This is a genomic window from Streptomyces sp. NPDC037389 (assembly GCF_040636475.1).
GTDB classification, from domain to species: Bacteria; Actinomycetota; Actinomycetes; order Streptomycetales; family Streptomycetaceae; genus Streptomyces; species Streptomyces hesseae.
The window spans coordinates 1-21,484 of the sequence record NZ_JBEZUS010000023.1 but is presented as its reverse complement, the minus strand read 5'-3'; the positions used below and the strand labels follow the sequence as shown (position 1 = coordinate 21,484).

The window sequence follows — 21,484 nt, the reverse complement described above, 5'->3', positions numbered from 1 at the left end:
CGTTTCGTCCGTTGTCGGTGCGACCACCTACTCTGTGCGACGTGACTTCTCCAGCCCCGGCGGCCGTTCCGCCCCAGCTCAACGGGCCTTCCAGGCCGGCCCCGGGCCCCGCCGCCGACGAGGGCCTGGCCCGTCGGCTGCGCGCGCTCGCCTGCACCGCGCCGCTGCACGACCTCGACGCGCGCAAGGCCAACCTCGCGGGGGAGTTCGGCGTCTACGCCATGGCGGAGGTGGCACTGTCCGCCATCGACCTCGTCACGCTCAACATGGACTTCGACACCGGGGCCGACCACGAGCAGATAGTGGCCAGGCTCCAGCCGCGCGTCGCCGCGCAGGCCCCCGAGCGCCCGGCCGCCGAACACGAGCGCGTCGCCCGCTGGGTCCTGGAGAACCTCATCAACGTCGGCAGCGTCGACCGGGGCTTCCGCGCCGTCTACGGCACGTTCGGCGCCGACGGCGCGTACGTCCGCCGCGATTACGACTTCAAGCTCATCGAGGAGGTCCCCGGGCCCGGCGGCACGGTCTTCCTGCGCACCACCGACGAGGCGGTCAACGTCCTGGTCGGCGCCCTCGACACGGACGTCACCAGCGCGCAGATCGCCGCCGAGGTCAAGCTGGAGGTCCTCATCAGCCGGGGCCGCCTCGCCGACGCCCAGCTCGCCGCCGAGCAGGCCCGCTACCGGACCGTGCAGTACGCGGAGACCCTCCGCAAGACCCTCGACGCCACCCGGCGCAACGTCCGCGCCGTCGACTGGCTCCAGACCGTCCCCGACATGATCGCCGAGGCGCTCGACCACGTCGCCGACCGCTACCGCCACGAGAACGCGATCCTCACCAACATCCGCAAGGCGCGCGACGAGGCGGAAGCCGCGGTCGACCCGAAGACGGCCGAGCACAAGCGGCGCGCCGCCGAGCTCGTCGACATCGTCAAGGACTGCATCCGCCGGCACACCCAGCTCCAGTCCCGCCTCCTGGAGGCCGGCCCGCTCTTCCGCGCCGAGCAGGACCGGCAGGCCTTCGCCACACCCGCCGCCAGTGCCGGCCTCGACCTCTACGGCCAGCTCCTGGCCCCCGTGCTGCCGCTGCCCCTGGAGCGGGCGGGCCGGGTCACCGACGCCTTCTTCGCCCGCGGCACGGGCCTGCGCGTCCCGGCCTCGGTACGGGTCGGCGACCTCGTCGAGATGCTGCTCACGCCGCCCGTCGAGCGCGAGCACCTGGGCGCGGAGATGCCCGAGCCGGACCTGGTCGAGACGCCCGACGACAGCCGCTTCAGCGAGGAGCAGCTGGCGAGCGCCATGGAACTGCTCGACCTGCCCGCCGACGCGCCGCGCCGCCTCTCCGGCCTGCTCGCCGAGGCCCGCCGCCGCGACCCCGAACTGCCCTACCTCGTCGCCCTGCTGGCCGTCCACGCCGCCAGCCCCTCCGTCGGCACGGCCTACCGCCAGGGCGAGCAGTCCCTGCTCTTCGCCGTCGACGACGGAACCCGCCTCGACGACCCGGGGTTCGGCGGCGCCGACCTCATCGTGGGCAAGGCGCTTCTGGACGCGGCGGGCATGGCGGCGGACCGGGCGGAGGCGTCGTGAGCACCGTCGACCACGGCCGGTTCGGCATCCCCCTCCCGCCGCGACGGCGAGCAACCCCCGGCGAGGTGTTCGGCGGTGCCGTACCACCCGTACCCCACGCAAACCCCCAGCAGGAGCACCAACCGTGACTGAGTACGACGCCGAGGCCCCGGCCGACGAGCCCGGCACCGGCGAGAACAGCGCACCCCGAGCGGCGAGCGGCGGCGTGACCCCCGCCGACGCCGCCGACGCCGCCCGCCTCATCGCCTTCGGCCTCCAGCCCAAGCTCCAGCCCGCCCGCGACGCCGAGTACGCCGACCTGCTGCGCCGTCACCGCGACGAGCCCGCGTTCGCGCGCCTCGCCGACGCGGTCGCCGCCGGGCTCGGGCTCATCGTGCTGGAGGTCTCCACCCGCGCCGGCATGGCCGTCACCGCCGCCGAGGACTCCGTCTTCGCCGTCCGCATGGGCGACTACGCCCGCCGGGCCACCGTCGACTCCGGCGACCGCTTCCTCCACGGCCTCGCCCACCTCGCCGTCGCGGCCATGGCCTTCCCGCGCCCGGAGGACCTCGCCGACGACGGCTACATCGGCCGTATCACCGTCAACGGCGTCGACGCGTTCGTCCGCCAGGCGTGCCGCCGGCTGGAGGAGCGGGCCGCCGAGCAGGGCGAGAACACCGACCCCACCAGCGACGCCCCCGGCCTGGAGGCCGCCTGGCGGGTCTACGCGCGCCGCAGTGCCACCGGCGCCACCAAGGACGCCCGCCGCCTCGCCGGATCCACCACCGGCATCATCGCCAAGGCCGTCGCCTTCCTCGTCGACTCCGGCTTCCTCCAGCGCACCGGCGACGACGCGGGCGGCGCCTTCCGCACCACCGCCCGCTACCAGCTCCAGGTCCGCGACATGGCCGCCACCGCCGCCATGGCCGAGCTGCTGGAGCTGGGCGTCGTCCCCGTCGGGGACGGCACCCCCACCCTGCTCCCGCCGGACGACACCGACGACCTCGAACTGGTCGCCGACGCGGGCCTGCCCTTCCACGGGTGAGAACCCCCGGCCGGCCGTCAGCCCGTCCGTAAACCGTCAACCCAGCGACAAACAAACGAGAGTCCGCCGCCATGTACGAGCTGTCCCGGGTCCGCCTCTACTCCATCGGGCCCGCCGGCGCGCGCTACGCCGACACCGTGCTGGACCTGCGCGGGGTCGGCGCGCCGGTGCCGAACCCCGCGCCCGCGCAGGCGGAGTTCTTCGAGGACGAGCCCGTCGGCCCGCCGCGCCGCCCCGCGCCCGCCGGTGTGCTCTTCCTGGAGAACGGCGGCGGCAAGTCCGTCCTGCTCAAGCTGATCTTCTCGGTGATGCTGCCGGGCCACCGCAACACCCTGGGCGGCGCCAGCTCCGGCGTGCTCCGCAAGTTCCTCCTCGCCGACGACTGCGGCCACGTCGCCCTGGAGTGGCAGCACGTCCTCACCGGCGAGAGCGTCGTCGTCGGCAAGGTCAGCGAGTGGCGCGGCCGCCAGGTCTCCAACGACCCCCGCAAGTTCGCCGAGGCCTGGTACTCCTTCCGGCCGGGCCCCGGTCTCAGCCTGGACTCGCTGCCCGTCGCCGAGTCCAGTGCGATGCGCCCCAAGGCGGACGGCGCCTCCGGCGCCCGGGGCCGCCGCCGCACCATGAAGGGCTTCCGCGACGCCCTCACCGAGGCAGGCAAGGCCTACCCCAACCTGGACGTGGTGTGGGAGGAGATCCACGAGCGCTGGAACGAGCACCTCGGCGAGCTGGGCCTGGACCCCGAGCTCTTCCGCTACCAGCGCGAGATGAACGCCGACGAGGGCGAGGCCGCCGGCCTCTTCGCCGTCAAGAACGACTCCGACTTCACCGACCTGCTGCTGCGCGCGGTCACCGACACCCGGGACACCGACGGCCTCGCCGACCTGGTCCACGGCTTCGCCCACAAGCTGGGCCGCCGCGCCGAGCTGACCGCCGAACGGGACTTCACCGCCGGCTCCCTCGACCTGCTCTCCCGCATCGCCGAGTCCGCCGAGCAGCGCGACCGGGCCCGGGGCGTGCACACCGGCGCCGAGCGCCGCACCCGCCTCCTCGCCCGCCGGCTGTCCGCGCGCGGCGCCGAGGAGCGCGGCCGCGTCGTCGAGCTCGCCGAGCGGGTCGCCGCCGCCGCGCACGCCGTCACCGACGCCGAGACCGGGCGCGGCCGCGCCTCCCTGGTCGCCGCCGAACTCGCCTACCGCCACGCCTCCCTCGCGCTGGCCGCCGCCGAGAAGTCCGCCGCCGCCCAGCGCCGCGAGCTCAACGACGCCCGTACGCTGCACGCCGCCTGGCAGGCCGCCGAGACCGTGCTGCGCCACCGCGCCGCCGCCGACCGCTCCGCGCGCGTCGCCGCCGCCATCCACGAGGCCGAGCTGGACGCCGCCCCGGCGCTGGCCGCCCGCTCCCTGGCCGCCGCCGAGCTCGTACGGGCCCTCAACACCGCCGCCGAGAAGGGCGAGCGGGTCGCCAATGAGCAGGAGGAACGGTCCGCCACCCTCCAGGAGGCCGGCGAGGCCGCCCACCGGGACGCCACCTCCGCCGCCACCGAGGCCCAGCGCGCCCGCAGCGAATCGGGCCATCTGCGCCAGCGCCTCGCCGAGGTCGAGCAGGAGACCGCCGAGGCGGTCCGCGCCGGCTGGATCGACGACAGCGGCCCCGACGCCGACCCGGCCCGTGCCGCGCTCGCCGCCAGCGACGCCGAGAAGCCGGCCGTCGCCGCCTACGAGACCGCCCGCGAGGCGGCCCGGCAGTCCGCCGAGCAGGCGAAGGAGACCGCCGCGGCCGAGGGCCGCGCCGAGCTCGCCGCGGCGCGGGCCGCGGACGCGGCGACGGCGGCGGAGGCCGCCCACGACGCCGAGCGCCGGGCGGCGGAGTCCATCGGCGCCGACCGGCGCCTGGTCGAACTCCTCGGCCTGCCGGAGCCGACGGCCTCCGGCCAGGTCCCGGGCCAGCGGGGCGCCTCCGGCGCCGAGGGGACGGACGACACGGGTGCCGCCGGCGACGGCAGGACCGGCACCGCGCCCGGCGACGGCGCCGTCCCGCGCGGCAGCGCCCCCGGTGGGGCCCTCACCGCCGAGGAGCTCGACCGCAGCGCCGACGCGCTGCGCGAGCTGCTCGACGAGAACGTCGCCGCCGCCGAGCGGCAGCTGTTCGACCTGCGCACCGCCGCCGCCGACGACTCCCGCATCCTCGGCGCCCTCGGCGACGGCGGCCTGCTGCCGCCCAGCGCCGACGTGCTCGCCGCGGTGGAGTACCTCGGCGAGCACGGCATCCCCGCCCTGCCCGGCTGGCGCTACCTCGCCCAGTCCGTCGACCCCGCCGAGCACGCGGCCGTCCTGGCCGCCCGCCCCGAGCTCGTCGACGGCGTCATCATCACCGACACCGACTCGCACGCCCGGGCCCGCGAGGTGCTCGCCGCGGCCTCCCTGCTGCCGCGCTCGGCCGTGGCCGTCGGCACCGCCACCGCCCTCCTCGCCCCCGCTCCCGCCGCGGACGGCGGCGACGGCGTGTTCCTCGTCCCGCCGAACCCGGCCATGCACGACGAGCGCGCCGCCGACGAGGAGCGGCACGCCCTGCGCGAGCGGGCCCTGGCCCGCGACGAAGAGATCCGGTCCGTCGCGGCCCGGCTGGCCGGCGACCGCACGCTCGCCGCCCGCATCGCGTCCTGGCGCGCCGGCTGCCCCGCCGGGCGGCTCGCCGAGCTCGCCGCCGAGGCCGAGCGCTGCCGCACCGCCGCCGACACCGCCCAGGGGATTCTGGCCGAGGCCCGTACGGCCCGCGCCGAGGCCGACCAGACCGCCACCGAGGCGGCCCGGCTGCGCGACGAGCGCCAGGAGACCGCCCAGCGCGCCCGCCGCGTCGCCGACGCCCTCGCGGGTCTCGCCTACCGGCTGCGCGAGCGCGCCAACTGGCAGAGCAGGCAGCGCGAACTGGCCGAGGAGGCCGCCGAGGCCGAGGAGCGCGCCGAGGTCTGCGTCGACCGCGCCCGCGCCGCCGACGAGGACCGCCGCGCCGCCCAGCGCGCGGCCGACGACGCGCGCCGTACCGCTCGCGCCCTGCGCGCCGAGCGTGCGGAGATCGCCGGTGCCCCGGACGACGCGGCCGCCGGCGATGACGCGCCCACCGCCTCCCTGCCCGCCCTCCGCGAGGCCTACCGCGCCGCCTCCCAGGTCTACGAGAAAGTCGGCGTCGGCGCCGACCTGCGCGCCGAGCAGGCCCGCGCCGAGAGCGACGAGACCGCCGCCCGCGCCGAACTCGACCGTCTCACCAACAAGGTGCGCACCCGCGCCGCCCAGCTCCTGGAGGGCACCGACGGCGCCGACGGCCCGTCCCGCCAGGCCGCCGCCGCCCGCGCCGAGTCGCTGGTCCAGGTGCTGGAGTCCCGCACCTCGGCCGCCAGCGAGCAGCTGGGCCGGCTGCGCGGCGAGGCCGAGCGCCTCGCCCCCGCCGACGGCGAGGCCCACACCGAGCTCCCCGAGGAGCTCGTGCCCGACGGCGCCGACCGGGCCAAGGAGCTGCTGCGCACCGCCACCGGCGAGCTCACCGCCCGCACGGAGGCCCTGGAGAGCGCCCGCACCGCCCACGACGACCTGCTGCGCGCCCACCGCGCCGCCGAGGACGCCGCGACCGGCTTCGACGACACGGCCGCGCTCCTGCGCGACCTGCTGCGTGACAACACCCCCGAGGACGACGCCGAGCAGCCCGAGCCGTACACCGGCACGCTGGAGGAGGCCCGGCAGGCCGCCGCCGAGACCCGGCGCTCGCTGCGCGGCTGCGCGGGCGATCTGTCGGCCGCCGACGCCGCCGTCCGCGAGGCGAGCGACGTACTCGTCCGGCACGCCAACTCCACCCGCTACGAGCAGGTGCGCACCCCCGCCCGGCAGCAGATCCGCGAACTGCCCGCCGCCGCCCTGCCCGAGCACGCCACCGCCTGGGCCGAGGCCTTCGCGCCCCGCCTGCGCGTCCTGACCGACGAGCTGGAGCAGCTGGAGCGCAACCGCGGCAGCATCGTCGACCGGCTGCGCGGGCTGGTCGAGTCCTCGCTGACCACGCTGCGCTCCGCGCAGCGGCTCTCCCGGCTGCCCGAGGGCCTGGGGGAGTGGTCGGGACAGGAGTTCCTGCGCATCCGCTTCGACGACCCCGACCAGGCCACGCTCACCGAGCGGCTGGGCGAGGTCATCGACGAGGCGACCCGCTCCGCCGTCAAGAAGAACTCCGACCTGCGCCGCGACGGCATGTCGCTGCTGCTGCGCGGTGTCCGGGCGGCGCTGCTGCCGCGCGGCGTGGCCGTGGAGATCCTCAAGCCGGACGCCGTGCTGCGCGCCGAGCGCGTCCCCGTCGGCCAGATGGGCGACGTCTTCTCCGGCGGCCAGCTGCTGACCGCCGCCATCGCGCTGTACTGCACCATGGCGGCGCTGCGCAGCAACGACCGGGGCCGCGACAAGCAGGCGCACGCGGGAACGCTGTTCCTGGACAACCCCATCGGCCGCGCCAACGCCACGTACCTGCTGGAGCTCCAGCGGGCCGTCGCCGACGCGCTGGGCGTCCAGCTGCTCTACACCACCGGCCTGTTCGACACGACGGCTCTCGCCGAGTTCCCGCTGGTCATCCGGCTGCGCAATGACGCGGACCTGCGGGCGGGCCTGAAGTACATCAGCGTCGAGGAGCACCTGCGTCCGGGCCTGCCGCAGCCGCAGGACCCGGAGGAGGAGAAGGTGCACGGCCAGATCACGGCCACGCGCATGTACCGCCGCCCGGCCGACGAGCTCGCCGAGCCCGCCCGCGCCTGATCCGCCGCTTGCCCGCCCGGCGCGCCGGGCGGGCAAGCCCACCCCGCCAAGGCGCGCGTGATGTGGTCGGCGAGCCGGGGCACTTGCCGGGCGGCAGCCCCGGCCGGGGGCGTTCGAGAAGGAAGGTCCCGCCCCGGTTCGGCGCGAACGCCTCGACCTTGACCAGCGCCTGACCGAGCGGCCTCACCGCCGCCTGCGCCGGGGAAGCCGGGCGCGGCCGCCGACTGGAGTACGACCGGCGCGCGACTGGCTGCCCGAACCGCCCGCCCACGCCCCCGCGGCCGCCGCGCCCACGCCCACCGCGCCTACAACCTTTCCGGGCTGACCGCCCCGGGGAACCGCGCGCGTCGTGCCTTGCGCACCGCCCGGGCCGAACTGCTCGGCACGGACACCACGCCGTGCCGCTGGCGCCACACCTGCCGCGTCACCCACACATCGAGCACCGCCCACGTCGCGGCCACCGTCCCCCCCACCGCGCACAGCACGGCCGGGAGGACCAGCCATACCCCGGCGAGGGCGAACAGCACCGTCACGGTGGTCACCTCAAGCGTCCCCGCGATGACGAGGACCGCCCGCACGGCGGACGAACGCACCGGATCGGGCATACGCGGCCTGCGCGCCGGTTCCTCGACCCACAACAACCTGCGCGCGCCCGAGTCATGGGACGAGACGTCACGTTCCAGGTCCATGGCGGCTCACCTCCCCCTGTGGCTGCCCCGCACGGGTTCTCCCGAAGCGCCCGGAACAGCCCCGCCTCCCCTGTGAGGGAAGAGCGAACGGGACGCCCGGAAGGTTCCCCGTTGCGAGGAGAAATCCGGCCAGACCGATGTGCCCCGGACGTACTGCTCTTCGAGCCGAGTGCGTGGCAGTAGTAGGCTCGCGGCGCACTCACTGTCGCCACGATCTCATCGGAACACCATCCCCGTGCGCCGGGGTTGACGTAGGGGAGGCCATGCGCTTTCGCGGGAAGTCGATCCGCCGGAAGATCGTGACGCTGCTCCTGGTGCCCCTGGTGTCCCTGACCGGTCTGTGGGCCTTCGCCACCGTCATCACCGGCAACGAGGCCGTCCAGCTGATGGAGGCGGCCGACGTCATGCGCACCGTCGGCTACCCCGCCGGGGACATGGTCCGCACCCTCCAGAAGGAGCGCCGGCAGACCCTCGTCCACCTCGCCGACCCCCGCCGCGCCGACGTCCGGGGCGAACTGCGCGCCGAGCAGCGCGCCACCGACAAGGCGGTCGCCGCCTTCCGCGCCGGCATCCACGGCGACGTGCGCGAGGACATGAGCCCCACCGCCGCCCGGCGCTTCCGCATCCTGGAGAAGACCCTCGACGGGCTCCCCGGCGTCCGCCGCAAGGTGGAGGACGACACCCTCACCCGCTACGCCGCCTTCCAGGCGTACAACGACATCGTCGAGCCCTACTACGACTTCCTCGGCAGCCTCGCCGCCCTCCAGGACGCCGAGACGGACCGGCAGAGCCGCGCCATGGTGGGCCTCGGCCGCGCCCGCGAGGCCGTCGCCCGCGAGGACGCCCTGCTGGCCGCCGCCCTCGCCGCGGGCAGCATGAGCCGTCAGGATCTACGCGCGTTCTCCGACCACATCGCCGAACGCCGCACCCTCTACAACACTCACCTCGCCGTCCTGCCCGTCGCCGAGCAGAAGACCTACGAGGACTACTGGCGCGGCACCAACGCCGAGGCGCTGCGCGCCGCCGAGGACACCGTCGTCCTCGCCGGCTCCGCCCGGGCCCCGCACGCCATCGACGCCCGGCGCTGGCAGACCACCGTCACGCCCGTCCTCGACGACCTCGGCCGGATGAGCATCGAGGCCATCGACCGCTTCAGCGACCGGGTCCGGCCCGTCGCCCTCGGCGTCATCGCCAAGGCCGTCGTCGCCGGCGTCCTCGGCCTGATCGCCCTCGTCTGCTCCGTCGTCATCTCCTTCCGCGTCGGCCGGGGCCTCGTCAAGGACCTCCACCGGCTGCGCAAGGAGGCCCACGAGGCGTCCGGCGTCCGGCTGCCGGGCGTGATGCGCCGCCTCGCGGCGGGCGAGCGCGTCGACGTCGAGGCCGAGGTCCCCCGGCCCGCCCACGGGCCCGACGAGCTCGGCCAGGTCGGCCAGGCCCTCGACACCCTCCAGCGGGCCGCCGTCGAGGCGGCCGTCAAACAGGCCGACCTGCGACGCGGCGTCTCCGACGTCTTCGTCAACCTCGCCCGCCGCAGCCAGGTCCTGCTTCACCGTCAGCTGACCCTGCTGGACGCCATGGAGCGCCGCACCGAGGACACCGACCACCTCGCCGACCTCTTCCGCCTCGACCACCTCACCACCCGGATGCGCCGCCACGCCGAGGGCCTGGTCATCCTCTCCGGCGCCGCCCCCTCCCGGCAGTGGCGCAAGCCCGTCCCGCTGATGGACGTCGTCCGGGCCGCCGTCGGCGAGGTCGAGGCGTACGAGCGGATCGAGGTGCGCAGACTGCCCCGGCTGGCCCTCGACGGCCCCGCCGTCGCCGACCTCACCCACCTCCTCGCCGAACTCCTCGAGAACGCCACGGCCTTCTCCCCGCCGCACACCACCGTCCACGTCCTCGGCGAGCGCGTCCCCAACGGCTTCGCCCTGGAGATCCACGACCGCGGCCTCGGCATGGGCTCCGACGCGCTGCTGGAGGCCAACCTCCGCCTCGCCGATCCTGTCGAGTTCGAGCTGTCCGACACCGACCGCCTCGGCCTGTTCGTCGTCGGCCGGCTCGCCCGCCGCCAGGGCGTCCGCGTCTCCCTCCAGCCCTCCCCGTACGGCGGCACCACCGCCGTCGTCCTCATCCCGTCCGCGCTGCTCACCGAGATCGCCCGGAGCGGCGGACGGGCCGACCGGGAGGACACCGGCGGCCGGCCCCCCGTACGCCCCCCGGCCCGTCGCGCGGCGTTCCCCGACGAGGAGACCCACCAGCAGGCCGCCGACGGCCCCCACGACGAGCGCACCCCCACCGGGGGCCTGCCCCGGCGCGTCCGGCAGGCCAGCCTCGCCCCACAGCTGCGGGAGCCCGCCCCTGCGCCGGCCGCCCGCACCCGTCCCGGCCCGGAACCCGACCGCGACGCCGAGGAGGTACGGGCACGCATGGCCGCCCTCCAGCGCGGCTGGCAACGGGCACGGGAGGACAATGAGATGACGACGAGCACCACAGCACCAGGAACGACAACTGAGGGGGACGGTCGATGACCGCGCACCAGGCCGCGATAGGCAACACTCCGTCGGCGACGGGCGAGGGCAGCCCGCGCGCCGGATCCGGCGCGCTCAACTGGCTCCTCGACGACCTCGTCGAGCGCGTCGGCACCATCGGCAAGGCGCTGGTGCTCTCCAGCGACGGCCTGGCCAAGGGCACCTCCAAGGGCCTGTCCCGGGAGGACGGAGAGCACCTGGCCGCCGTCGCCTCCGGCTTCCACAGCCTCGCCAAGGGCGTGGGCCGCCACTTCTCCGCGGGCGAGGTCCGCCAGACCATGGTCGAGCTGGACCGGGCGTTCCTGTTCGTCACCGCCGCCGGCGACGGCAGCTGTCTGGCCGTCATCGCCGACGCCGACTCCGACATCGGCCAGGTCGCCTATGAGATGACGCTGCTCGTCAAGCGGGTGGGCGCGCACCTGGCCACCGCTCCGCGCACCGGCGTCGCCGGCGAGTGACCGGTGGTATGACCGAGGACCCCACCGCGTTCCCGCGGCAGACACCCTCCGGGCCCACGGCCGGGACCACCGGCCGGTGGGGTCCGGCCGCCCGGCCGGGCTCGGCGCCCGGCGGCGAGCACACCGCCCAGTGGTACGACGACGCGGCGGGCCCCGTGGTCCGCCCGTACACCATGACCCGGGGCCGCACAAAGGCCCCGGCCGAGGGACGGCTCGACCTGATCGCGCTCGTCATCGCCGAGGAGTTCCTGCTGGCCCACCCCGGCGGCGCGTACGCGATCGCCGACCGGACCCTCTCGCCGGAGCACCTCGACATCGCCGACCTCGCCCGCCGGGAGCCCCACTCCATCGCGGAGCTGGCCGCCACGCTCGATCTGCCGGTCGGCGTGGTCCGGGTCCTGGTCGGCGATCTGATCGACGCCGGGTACGTCCGGGCCTCCCGCCCGGTCCCGCCGGCGGAACTGCCCGACGCGGGCATCCTGCGCGAGGTGATCGACGGCCTGCGCGCCCTGTGAGGCCGGCCGGCCCACGGCAGAGGCCGAAAGGGGCTTGAACAGACCGCCGTCCGTACGGAACGATCACTACCGAGGGGGAGCACGGGGGGCACGACCACGGGGGAGCGCCATGTCGCACCGACCCTGAATTCGGAGGAAATCCCATGGTTTTCGGGCGCCCCGACCGCGGAATACGGCCCCAGGCCGCGCCGCTGACCCTCAAGCTCCTGGTCGCCGGCGGCTTCGGCGTCGGCAAGACCACGCTGGTCGGCTCCGTCAGCGAGATCATGCCCCTGCGCACCGAGGAACTGCTGACCGAGGCGGGCCGCCCGGTCGACGACACCTCGGGCGTCGAGGCCAAGCGCACCACCACCGTCGCCATGGACTTCGGCCGGATCACCCTCCGCGAAGACCTCGTCCTCTACCTCTTCGGCACCCCCGGCCAGGACCGCTTCTGGTTCCTCTGGGACGAACTGGCCCAGGGCGCCCTCGGCGCCGTTGTCCTCGCCGACACCCGGCGCCTGGCCGACTGCTTCGCCGCCGTCGACTACTTCGAACGGCGCGGCATCGCCTTCACCCTCGCCGTCAACTGCTTCGACGACGCCCCCCGCCACTCCGCCGAGGCCGTGCGCGACGCCCTCGACCTCGACCCCGAGGTGCCCGTGGTGATGTGCGACGCCCGCGAACGCGAATCGGTGAAGCGGGTCCTGGTCTCCGTCGTCGAACACGCCCTGGCGACGGGCATCACGGCGCGAACCCCGGCAACGGTCTGACAAACCTCTAGCGGACCGGGAAGTCGAAGTACGTGTCCGGGTACGGCTCACCGCGCAGCGTGTAGTGCCACCACTCCTCCGGGAGGTTGCCGAACCCCGCCCCCTCCATCACCGACTTCAGCCGCAGCCGATTGGCGCGCTGCTGCCCCTGGATCCGTGGGTCGAGGGTGTGGGCGAGGGTGTCGAAACAGTCGAAACCCGTCCCCATGTCCAGGGAATTGTCGGGAAAACGCTGCCACCGCGGAGCGAAGCACGGCACGAGTGGCTCACCGGGCACATACGGACGCGTGGGCCACGCCGGCAACCGCACGATCGTCAGATCCATCGTGCTGCCCCGGCTGTGCCCGGACTTCGCCGCGATGTAGCCGTCCTCGAACAGCCGCGACTTGGCCACCCGCGGATAGAACTCCGTCTTCATCCGCTCGTCGCCCAGATTCTTCGCCCACGCGACGAAGTCGTTCACCGCGCGCTGCGGCCGGTAGCAGTCGTACACCTTGAGCGAGAGCCCCTGCCGCAACAGCACCCGCTGCGCCCGCCGCAGCGCCTCGGCGGCCGGGCGCGTCAGCAGACACCGCGGACGTTCGTAGCCGTCGATCCGGTGGCCGGTGAAGTTGTGCGGGGTGAAGTACCGCATCTCCTGCACGATCGTCGGATCGACGTCGGCGAGGGCGACGAACCCCGGGGGCGGCTTCGGCCCGGACGGGGCCGCCTGGGCGGCGGGCGCGGAGGCGAGGGCCGTGAGCGCGGCGAACGGAAGGACGAGCGCGCGACAGAGCGCGGAGAATCTCGACATGGCCACGGGAATACCAGCTCCGGGGGCGGTACGGAAGGGGCCGTACCCGCGCAGCGGGCCCCAGGCTCACCCCCGCACCCGCACCCGATACCCCACCTCCTCCGCCCCCTCCCGCTCCACCGTCACGACCCCACCCCGCGCCCGCGAGGTAAACCGCACCACCTCCGGCCCCTCCCACCCCGTCCCCGCATCAGTGATCAGCACCCCACCCCCCGTACGCCCCGGAGCCGGCGCCCACACCTCCAGCTCCACCTCCCCGTCCGCACCCGCCACCGGAATCACCGAACCCGCCCGCGCCAGCACCGGAACGCGCGACAGCGGCGCGTCCAGCAGCACTTGTCCCGGCCCCTCGTACGGACGCCCCGTCGCCGTGTCGTACCAGCGCCCGCGCGGCAGCCGCACCGCCCGCCGGTCCGCCCCCAGCTCCAGCACCGGCGCCACCAGCAGCGAATCACCCAGCAGGAACGCGTCCTCGCAGTCCCGCAGCGCCCGGTCCTCCGGCGAACGCCACCACACCGGCCGCACATACGGCGCCCCCGTGCGCTGCGCCAGATGCGCCAGCGTCACGAAGTACGGCAGCAGCCGCGCCCGCTCCCGCAGCGCCGCCCCCGCGTGCTCCAGCACCTCCGCCCCGAACTCCCACGGCTCCCGCCGCCCCGCCGAGATCGCCGCGTGCGTACGGAACAGCGGCAGATACGCGCCCAGCTGGAACCACCGCAGATACAGCTCCGGCGACGGGAACCCCGTGAACCCCCCGACGTCCGGCCCCGAATACGGCACCCCGCACAACCCCAGCCCCAGCACCAGCGCCAGCGATGCCCGCAGCCCCGGCCAGCCCGTCGCCACGTCCCCCGACCACGTGCCGCCGTAGCGCTGCATCCCCGCCCAGCCGGAGCGCGAGAACAGGAACGGCCGCTCGTCCGGGCGCAGCTCCCGCAGTCCCTCGTACCCGGCCCGGGCCATCGCCAGCCCGTACACGTTGTGGGCCTCGCGGTGGTCGCCGCCCCGGCCCTCCAGCGCGTGCCGCGCCGAGCGCGGCAGCGTCGGATCGCCGAAGGCCGCGAACGACACCGGCTCGTTCATGTCGTGCCAGAAACCGGAGAAGCCCTGCGCCAGCCGCTCCGCGTACAGCCCGCCCCACCACGCGCGCGCCCCCGGATCCGTGAAGTCCGGGAAGACGCACTCGCCCGGCCACACCTCGCCGCGCACCTCACGCCCCCGCGCGTCCTGAACAAACGCCCCCGCCGCCACCCCCGTGTCGTACTCCGCCAGCCCCGGCTCGGCCTTCACCGCCGGATCGACGATCGACACCAGCCGCACCCCCTCCTCCTTCAGCTCGGCGGCCAGCCCCGGCAGATCCGGGAAGCGCTCCCGGTCCACGGTGAACACCCGGTGCCCCCGGTAGTGGTCGATGTCCAGGTGCACCGCCGACAGCGGCAGCCCCCGCTCCAGGTAGCCGGCCACCACCCGCCGCACCTCCCGCTCGCTGCCGAAGCCCCAGCGCGCGTGCTGATGGCCCAGCGCCCACGCCGGCGGCAGCGCGGCACCCCCGGTCAGCGCCGCCCAGCCGTGCAGCACCCGCGCCGGGGTGCCCACCATCACCCAGTAGCGCGGCGGGCCGCCCTCCATCCGCGTCTCGCAGCGCCCCGGCCGGTCGTGCCCCGAGCCCGCGCCCTCCTCGCCCTCCCACAGGGTGACCCGGCCGTCCCAGGTGTTGTCGTGGAACACCAGGTGCGTCCCCGCGTCCGCCACCACCAGCTGCACCGGCATCGTGATGTACAGCGGATCGTCCCCCGGCCCGAACGCCCCGCCCGGATCGGTGTTCCACAGCCGGTACACGCCGTCGCGCAGCCGCGGCCCCGACGCCCGCCCGCCCAGCCCGAAGAACCGCGCGTCCGCCGCCACTTCCGAGCGCTGCACCCACCGCCCGCCCCCCTCCGCGCCCGCCGGCTCCCACCAGCGCGGCGCCAGGTCGCGCCGCAGCACCACCCCGCCCGGCGTACGCACCTCCACCGTGCCGTGCCGGGACACCGCCACCAGCACCCGCTCGGAGACCACCCGCCAGCCGCCGTCCGTGTCCGGCTCCAGCACCGCCCGCTCGTCCGCCTCCGGGCAGCCGCCCGCCAGCGCGTACGACGGCTCCGGCACCGCCCCGTCCCACCCGCAGAACACCGCGCCGCCCGCCGCCACCCGCACCCGCAGCGAGGAACGGGCGAACCGCACCACCCCGCCCCCCGGCTCCGGATCCGCGCCCTCCGCCACCCCCGGCACCCGGGCCCGCGCCGCCCCCTGCCGGGGCAGCGCCACCGCGTCCACCCGGTGCCGCCGCCAGGCCGACCGCACGGACCGCAGCCCCTGCGCGCTCCCCACCGCCCGCAACGAGGCCATCCACTTCACCGATCGCACAAGGTCACCCGCGTCCATGCCGCTCACCCTGCCACCCGCCCGGGCCGCTCCGCGCACCGTTCAACCCCCGTTCACCCCCGCAAGGACGTGCCCCTCCCGCGACGGTGTGACACCGGCCCTGGTGCACGAGTCGATCACATGGCATCGTCCTCACAGCCACCGCACGCGCGCACCCCGTTCGTGCGCACAGCTCCGCCCACGACGCGCAGAAGCCCGGGAGCAGCCACATGACCACCGCACCGCAGCCCGTCGACCAGCCGGCGCCCCTGTGGCGGCCCGGCGCGGACCGCGTCGCGAACGCGCAGGTCACCCGCTTCCACGCCCGGGCCGCCGAACGCCACGGCGCGCCCGCCCCCGTCCCCGGCGACCCCGTGGAGAGCTACGCGGCCCTCCACCGCTGGTCCGTGGCCGAACCGGAGACCTTCTGGCGGGCCGTCACCGAGTGGTGCGACGTCCGCTTCACCACCCCCTACGAGCGCGTCCTCGCCGACCGGGCCATGCCCGGCGCCCGCTGGTTCCCCGGCGCCACCCTCAACTACGCCGAGCACGCCCTGCGCACCGCGGAGGACCCCGCGCGAGCCGACGAGCCCGCCCTGCTCCACGTCGACGAGACCCACGACCCCCGCCCCGTGACCTGGGCGGAACTCCGCCGCCAGGTCGGCTCGCTCGCCGCGGAGCTGCGCCGCCTCGGCGTCCGCCCCGGCGACCGCGTCAGCGGCTACCTGCCCAACGTCCCGCAGGCCGTCGTCGCCCTCCTCGCCACCGCCGCCGTCGGCGCCGTCTGGACCTCCTGCGCCCCCGACTTCGGCGCCCGCAGCGTCCTCGACCGCTTCCAGCAGGTCGAACCCGTCGTCCTCTTCACCGTCGACGGCTACCACTACGGCGGCAAGCGCCACGAGCGCGCCGACGTCGTCGCCGAGCTGCGCGCCGAGCTCCCCACCCTGCGCGCCGTCGTCCACATCCCGCTGCTCGGCACCCCGGCCCCCGAGGGCACGCTGGAGTGGGACGCCCTGACCGCCGCCGACACCGAGCCGGTCTTCGAACAGCTCCCCTTCGACCACCCCCTGTGGGTGCTCTACTCCTCCGGCACCACCGGACTGCCCAAGGCCATCGTCCAGTCCCAGGGCGGCATCCTCGTCGAACACCTCAAGCAGCTCTCCCTCCACTGCGACCTCGGCCCCGGCGACCGCTTCTTCTGGTACACCTCCACCGGCTGGATGATGTGGAACTTCCTCGTCTCCGGCCTCCTGGTGGGCGCGACCGTCGTCCTCTACGACGGCAGCCCCGGCCACCCCGACACCGCCGCCCAGTGGCGCGTCGCCGAACGCACCGGCACCACCCTCTTCGGCACCTCCGCCGCCTACGTCATGGCCTGCCGCAAGGCAGGCGTCCACCCCGGCCGCGACTTCGACCTCTCCCGCGTCCGCTGCGTCGCCACCACCGGCTCCCCGCTGCCGCCCGACGGCTTCCGCTGGATCCACGACGAGGTCTCCGAGGACATGTGGATCGCCTCCGTCAGCGGCGGCACGGACGTGTGCAGCTGCTTCGCCGGCGCCGTCCCCACCCTCCCCGTGTACATCGGCGAGCTCCAGGCCCCCTGCCTGGGCACCGACCTCCAGGCCTGGGACGCCCAGGGCAAGCCCGTCGTCGACGAGGTCGGCGAGCTGGTCGTCACCAACCCCATGCCCTCCATGCCGATCCACTTCTGGAACGACCCCGACGGCCACCGCTACCGCGAGAGCTACTTCGAGATGTTCCCGGGCGTCTGGCGGCACGGCGACTGGATCACCCTCACCTCCCGGGGCACCGTCGTCATCCACGGCCGCTCCGACTCCACCCTCAACCGCCAGGGCGTACGGATGGGCTCCGCCGACATCTACGAGGCCGTGGAACGCCTTCCCGAGATCCGCGAGTCCCTCGTCATCGGAGTCGAACAGCCCGACGGCGGCTACTGGATGCCCCTCTTCGTCCACCTCGCACCGGGCGCGACACTGGACGACACCCTGCTCGCGAAGATCAAGAGCACCATCCGCGAGCAGCTCTCCCCGCGCCACGTTCCCGACGAGGTCATCGAGGTCCCCGCCGTCCCCCACACCCTCACCGGCAAGCGCATCGAGGTCCCGGTCAAGCGCCTCCTTCAGGGCACCCCCCTGGAGAAGGCGGTCAACCCCGGGTCCGTCGACAACGCCGAACTGCTGGGCTTCTACGAGCGCCTGGCCCGCGAACGCGGCTGACCTGGGCGAACGGAGCGCGGAGGGCCGTTGTCAGTGCCCTTGGTTACGCTGAGTGAGCATTGGTTCACGTAGCGCCGAGGGGGAGTTCATGCCGCACACCGACAACGGCCGCACGACCGGCAACGGCCCGAAGCGACCGACCGCGCGACAAAGGCTGCGCCACGAAACACCGAGCACCGTGGCCGTCCTCGCCGACGAGACGGACTTCGCCGCCATGCGGCGATACCGCAGCTTCCGCTTCGACGACCACGCCGGCTACCTCCGGCAGGTCGAAGGCCTGCTCAGAGCACTCGCCGCCCAGGGCACCCACATCAGCCTCGCCCTCTTCGACCCCACCGCCTACGAGGAGTACTGCGCCGACACCCGCCTCGACCCCGACACCCCCACCAGCCGCACCCGCTACACCGCCGACATCGCGGCGACCGGCGCCACCCTCACCTACGACGGCCGCCCCCTCGCTCACCTGCTGCCCGACCTCGTCCGGGAAGCCGAACAACAGGCGACCTGGGAATACGCCTCCGCCCTCCTCGAACCCGGCGAGGACGCCGGCCGGGCCGCCTTCGCCAGGGCATCGAAGCTCCTGCGCCGCATCGTCGAAACGGCGGGCGACGGCAGACACCACCTCGTGTGCAGCGTCTCCGCGCCCGACGACGCGAACACCCCGCTGGTCGCCGTCATCGAAGCCGAGTGCCACGACGGACTGCTGAGGCTCGGGGAAGCAGCGGCCCTGCTCTTCTGCACGGTCCTCGCGGCGGGCATCACCCTGGGCAGCCCCGGCGGCGTCGTCCTCCGCACCAACCGTCCCGGCGAGCCCGAGACCGTCCGCGGCTGGTGCCTGGACGGCGACGGACTGCGCCCCCTGACGGCGGGCGAGGTCTTCGCCGCCTACTGCACCGACACCCGCACCGGCGAACCCGTACCCCCGGAGCCCGGAGTCGACTATCTGGCGGGCCTCCAGCTCGAACAGCTCGAATAGAAAGAGGTGAGGGGTGCCCCACCGGCAGGTGGGACACCCCTCACTCGTCACTTATGGCGTGACAGGGCCTTACTCGCCCGAGAGCACCGCCTGCGCGGCCAGACGGGCCTCCTCGGCCGAGTCCGTCGCACGGGCGGCCGCGGCCGCCCGCTCGCACTGCGCCAGCGTGTGCTTGGCCAGCGTCGCCCGCACATAGGGGATCGACGCCGCGCCCATCGACAGGCTGGTCACACCCAGACCCGTCAGCACACAGGCCAGCAGCGGGTCGGACGCCGCCTCACCGCAGACGCCACAGCTCTTGCCCTCGGCCTTGGCGGCCTCGGCCGACACGGCCACCAGGTCGAGCAGAGCCGGCTGCCACGGGTCCTGAAGACGCGAGACCGCGCCCACCTGACGGTCGGCGGCGAAGGTGTACTGCGCCAGGTCGTTCGTGCCCAGCGAGAGGAACTCGACCTCCTGAAGGATCGAGCGGGCCCGCAGCGCGGCGGAGGGGATCTCCACCATCGCACCGAACTTCGCCCGGAGCCCGGCCTCGCGGCACGCGTCCGCGAACGCCTTGGCGTCCGTGCGGTCCGCCACCATCGGGGCCATGACCTCGAGGTACACCGGCAGCCCCTCGGCCGCCTTGGCCAGCGCGGTGAGCTGAGTGCGCAGCACCTCAGGGTGGTCCAGCAGCGTCCGCAGACCACGCACGCCGAGCGCCGGGTTGGGCTCGTCGGCCGGGGTCAGGAAGTCCAGCGGCTTGTCCGCGCCCGCGTCCAGCACGCGCACGACCACACGGCCCTCGGGGAACGCCTCCAGCACCGCGCGGTACGCCTCGACCTGCTTGGCCTCGGACGGCGCCTTCGCGCTGTCGTCCAGGAAGAGGAACTCGGTACGGAACAGGCCCACGCCCTCCGCACCCGCCTCGACCGCGGCCGCCACGTCGGCCGGACCACCGATGTTCGCCAGCAGCGGCACCTTGTGACCGTCGGACGTCGCACCCGGACCGGACGACGCGGAGAGCGCCGCCTTCCGCTCCTCGGCCGCCTTGGTCAGCTCGGCGCGCTTCTCCTCGCTCGGGTCGACGAAGACGTCACCCGTGCTGCCGTCCACGGCCACCACCGTGCCCTCGGCAAGCTCACCGGCGCCGGGCAGCGCCACCACGGCCGGCACCCCGAGCGCCCGCGCCAGGATGGCGGAGTGACTGGTCGGCCCGCCCTCCTCGGTCACGAAGCCCAGCACCAGCGCCGGGTCCAGCAGCGCGGTGTCGGCCGGAGCCAGGTCCCGCGCGATCAGCACGTAGGGCTCGTCGCTGTCCGGCACACCCGGCATCGGCACGCCCAGCAGCCGCGCCACGATGCGGTTGCGCACGTCGTCGAGGTCGGCCACCCGGCCGGCCAGGTACTCACCGGCGTTGGCGAGCAGCGCCCGGTAGGCGGCGAACGCGTCGTACACCGCGCGCTCGGCGGTGCTGCCGACGGTGATGCGTCGATCGACGTCGGCCATCAGCTCGGGGTCCTGGGCCATCATGGCCTGGGCCTCCAGCACGTGCTGGGCCTCGCCGCCGGCCAGGTTGCCGCGCGCGATCAGATCGGCGGCGACGGCCTCGACGGCCTGTCGCGCGCGCCCCTGCTCACGCGGCGCCTCGTCCGCCGGGATCTGCTTGGCCGGCGGTTCCAGGACCGCCGTGCCCATGTGCCGGACCTCGCCGATCGCCACACCGTGGCTCACGCCGACGCCTCGCAGCGTTGTCTCCATTTCACGTCTCCGGTTGGATGCGGCGGCTCATGGCCGCCGCGGTGGATGTCGTACGCGCCGTCCGGCCGGACGGCTCAAGATCACCGAAGGTGAAAGGTCACTGCCAGGAGAAGAGGGCGTCGCCGGCCTTCACGTCGCCGTCCTCGACGACGTCGCCCAGCGAGTCCGCGGTCGCCTCGAGCGCGACGACGGGACAGACCGGGGACTTGCCGGCCTCCTCGACGGCGACCGGGTTCCAGCGCACGATCTCCTGGCCGCGCGTGACGGTGTCGCCCTTGTTGACGAGCAGCTCGAAGCCCTCGCCGTTGAGCTGAACGGTGTCGATGCCGAGGTGCGTCAGCACTCCGTGGCCCTCGCCGTCGACGACGACGAAGGCGTGGGGGTGGAGCGAGACGATGACGCCGTCGACCGGGGAAACCGCGGCGTGCGGCTCACGGACCGGGTCGATAGCGGTACCGGGTCCCACCATCGCGCCGGAGAAGACCGGATCGGGCACTGCCGCGAGTCCGATGGCGCGTCCGGCGATCGGGGACGACACGGTGGTCATGGGAAGCCTCCCAGAGGTGGAGAATCATCACGCGCCGTCACTACCTGTCCTGGACGGCGCACTGGTCGGAAGCCTAAGTCATAGGAACTGAGGATTCCGCACGAGCGTGCGCGCTGCGCACGCGTAGGAGCCGGGGCGGGAACCGTGTGCGGTGCGTAATCGATTTGCCTCGACCTGGCAGTCGCTGTACTGTCGGGTTCCTGCCCACCACCGAGGCCCGCAGCAAGCTGCTGGCGAGGCGGGGGCGGCACTCCAATGGATGAGATCCTTTCCCTGGATCCGCTGCTGTGTGCCTGCATGCCTTTGTGTATGCGAGGTGAACGGAGCGGAAACGGGGGCGGAAAACTCCTGATAGAGTGGTGGAACACCGAAGGGAAGCCCGGAGGAAAGCCCGAGAGGGTGAGTACAAAGGAAGCGTCCGTTCCTTGAGAACTCAACAGCGTGCCAAAAGTCAACGC

At 74.4% G+C, this 21,484-nt stretch carries 14 protein-coding genes; 9 read left to right on the top strand and 5 right to left on the bottom strand.

Translation table 11 applies throughout. The annotated features are described in order from the left end of the window. Positions 1-41 precede the first annotated feature (41 nt). The 3 genes from AB0E98_RS31795 (at position 42) to AB0E98_RS31785 (ending at position 7,391) form a co-directional block, all read left to right on the top strand. Complete coding sequence (locus tag AB0E98_RS31795; RefSeq protein ID WP_361709468.1) at positions 42-1,583, top strand: hypothetical protein; 1,542 nt, start codon at positions 42-44, stop codon at positions 1,581-1,583. A gap of 205 nt (positions 1,584-1,788) precedes the next feature. Continuing rightward, complete coding sequence (locus AB0E98_RS31790) at positions 1,789-2,607, top strand: hypothetical protein (protein WP_311610697.1); 819 nt, start codon at positions 1,789-1,791, stop codon at positions 2,605-2,607. A gap of 71 nt (positions 2,608-2,678) precedes the next feature. Next, positions 2,679-7,391: a hypothetical protein gene (locus AB0E98_RS31785; RefSeq protein WP_361709466.1), complete on the top strand. Its 4,713-nt coding sequence runs from the start codon at positions 2,679-2,681 to the stop codon at positions 7,389-7,391. 305 nt (positions 7,392-7,696) lie between these two features. Here AB0E98_RS31785 and AB0E98_RS31780 read toward each other — a convergent pair whose 3' ends face one another. Beyond that, positions 7,697-8,080, bottom strand: coding sequence for a hypothetical protein (locus AB0E98_RS31780; RefSeq protein ID WP_361709463.1), 384 nt, complete (start codon positions 8,078-8,080; stop codon positions 7,697-7,699). Positions 8,081-8,343: 263 nt separating this feature from the next. Between AB0E98_RS31780 and AB0E98_RS31775 the strand changes: the two genes are divergently transcribed. The 4 genes from AB0E98_RS31775 to AB0E98_RS31760 all read left to right on the top strand — a co-directional run bounded on the left by AB0E98_RS31775 (position 8,344) and on the right by AB0E98_RS31760 (position 12,330). Further along, positions 8,344-10,605, top strand: coding sequence for a nitrate- and nitrite sensing domain-containing protein (locus tag AB0E98_RS31775; RefSeq protein WP_361709460.1), 2,262 nt, complete (start codon positions 8,344-8,346; stop codon positions 10,603-10,605). Further along, on the top strand, positions 10,602-11,063 hold the full coding sequence (locus AB0E98_RS31770) for a roadblock/LC7 domain-containing protein (protein WP_361709457.1): 462 nt from the start codon (positions 10,602-10,604) through the stop codon (positions 11,061-11,063). Before AB0E98_RS31775 ends, AB0E98_RS31770 begins: the two co-directional genes overlap by 4 nt. A gap of 8 nt (positions 11,064-11,071) precedes the next feature. After that, complete coding sequence (locus tag AB0E98_RS31765; RefSeq protein ID WP_361709454.1) at positions 11,072-11,578, top strand: DUF742 domain-containing protein; 507 nt, start codon at positions 11,072-11,074, stop codon at positions 11,576-11,578. A gap of 143 nt (positions 11,579-11,721) precedes the next feature. Further along, a complete protein-coding gene (locus tag AB0E98_RS31760; protein ID WP_361709452.1) occupies positions 11,722-12,330 on the top strand; it encodes an ATP/GTP-binding protein in 609 nt (202 codons plus the stop codon). Between the two features lie 7 nt (positions 12,331-12,337). Here the strand turns inward: AB0E98_RS31760 and AB0E98_RS31755 are convergent, their stop codons facing one another. After that, positions 12,338-13,123, bottom strand: a complete 786-nt coding sequence (locus AB0E98_RS31755) for a M15 family metallopeptidase (RefSeq protein WP_361709450.1) — start codon at positions 13,121-13,123, stop codon at positions 12,338-12,340. 66 nt (positions 13,124-13,189) lie between these two features. Continuing rightward, the gene (locus AB0E98_RS31750; RefSeq protein WP_361709447.1) at positions 13,190-15,547 is read right to left on the bottom strand and encodes a glycoside hydrolase family 31 protein; all 2,358 of its coding nucleotides are present in this window, start codon (positions 15,545-15,547) and stop codon (positions 13,190-13,192) included. Positions 15,548-15,756: 209 nt separating this feature from the next. On the opposite strand from AB0E98_RS31750, the gene AB0E98_RS31745 reads away from it, so the two are divergent. Together AB0E98_RS31745 and AB0E98_RS31740 are read left to right on the top strand one after the other, a co-directional pair. After that, the gene (locus tag AB0E98_RS31745) at positions 15,757-17,763 is read left to right on the top strand and encodes an acetoacetate--CoA ligase (RefSeq protein ID WP_361709445.1); all 2,007 of its coding nucleotides are present in this window, start codon (positions 15,757-15,759) and stop codon (positions 17,761-17,763) included. Between the two features lie 88 nt (positions 17,764-17,851). Beyond that, a complete protein-coding gene (locus tag AB0E98_RS31740) occupies positions 17,852-18,739 on the top strand; it encodes a hypothetical protein (protein ID WP_361709442.1) in 888 nt (295 codons plus the stop codon). Positions 18,740-18,808: 69 nt separating this feature from the next. Here AB0E98_RS31740 and ptsP read toward each other — a convergent pair whose 3' ends face one another. Next, the gene (ptsP, locus tag AB0E98_RS31735; protein ID WP_361709440.1) at positions 18,809-20,479 is read right to left on the bottom strand and encodes a phosphoenolpyruvate--protein phosphotransferase; all 1,671 of its coding nucleotides are present in this window, start codon (positions 20,477-20,479) and stop codon (positions 18,809-18,811) included. 97 nt (positions 20,480-20,576) lie between these two features. Continuing rightward, positions 20,577-21,026, bottom strand: coding sequence for a PTS glucose transporter subunit IIA (locus AB0E98_RS31730; protein ID WP_311610670.1), 450 nt, complete (start codon positions 21,024-21,026; stop codon positions 20,577-20,579). Positions 21,027-21,484 lie beyond the last annotated feature (458 nt).